The organism is Citrobacter sp. wls826, from assembly GCF_005281245.1.
Classification (GTDB): domain Bacteria; phylum Pseudomonadota; class Gammaproteobacteria; order Enterobacterales; family Enterobacteriaceae; genus Citrobacter; species Citrobacter braakii.
The window spans coordinates 145,102-146,200 of sequence record NZ_SZWS01000018.1 but is presented as its reverse complement, the minus strand read 5'-3'; the positions used below and the strand labels follow the sequence as shown (position 1 = coordinate 146,200).

Here is a 1,099-nt window from a genome sequence, read left to right as displayed (position 1 = left end):
ATACGGCAGCTTTTCGCTGATGCCGTCCAAATCGCCGCCATAAAACGTGGAGCCACCGGCCTGGGCCGTAAGCGGTTCATCCCACTCGCGCCGCACAATATCGTGTCCGGCAGCGTGGTGGTAATAGACGTTATCCTGAGTCGCTTCACGCGACTGGCTGCGGGCAAAACGGTCCGGGAAAATTTGGTAAAAAATCTGATCGGCGACCCACTGCGGACCGTTATCCGGCACATCAACAGCAAACTGCTCCAGACGCGCAGGCGGAAAACGGCTGAATCCCTGCGGGGTGAACCACAACTGACGATCGAGCCAAAGTAATTTAAAACTATAGCGTCGACGAGGCTGTCCGCTGGAGAGATCGATCGCCGCTCTCCACGCGGTCACGCCCGGCTGCGGCTGGCTGCGTTGCTTGTGCATACCCAGCGAAATCTCTTCGTTATCGTTTTCTGCGCGTAGCGTCACCCGCTGGGGTGGATTTTCCCCCGCCAGCCATAATGTAATCGTCAGTTGATCTTTGTTTTGCTTAACAAATGGGGCAACCGGAAGGTGCCAGGCGTTCAACATCACGTATCCCCTTTGATGATAATGACGTCACCTTGCCATAGCGAAGTGCAGGATCACTCATCATCTTAACGTTTATTGGGGGAGGAGTGCGGGGGAGGAGTGCGGGGGAGGAGAAAATTGCCGGGTAACATTAAGCTACCCGGCAAAAATATTACTGCGCTTCAGCCAGTTGGCGCTCGCGACGGCGCTTGAAAACCCAGCCGGCAAGCAGCAGGATAATCCACGCAAAGCCGACGTATAGCGAAATGCGGGTATCCGGATGATAGCCGATAAGCGCGATGATAAAGACCAGGAAAATCAGGCCAATGACGGTCGTCACAACCCCACCCGGCACTTTAAATTTCAGCGCCTTAACCTCTTCCGGCGGCAGACGACGACGGAAGGCAATTTGTGACAGCAGGATCATAATCCACACCCATACCGTTGCGAAGGTCGCCAGAGAGGCGATCACCAGGAAGACGTTTTCCGGCATGATGTAGTTTAGATACACCGCAAACAGCAGCGCGATGGTCATCACCATCACCGTCACCCATGG

1 protein-coding gene and 1 pseudogene are annotated in these 1,099 nt (G+C 55.0%); both read right to left on the bottom strand.

Translation table 11 applies throughout. The annotated features are described in order from the left end of the window. The coding region (locus tag FDW87_RS21660) for an alpha amylase N-terminal ig-like domain-containing protein (protein ID WP_252362981.1) at positions 1-564 on the bottom strand (564 nt) is incomplete at its 3' end. Between the two features lie 151 nt (positions 565-715). Further along, a pseudogene (gene proY, locus FDW87_RS21655) lies at positions 716-1,099 on the bottom strand (proline-specific permease ProY); the annotation flags it as partial.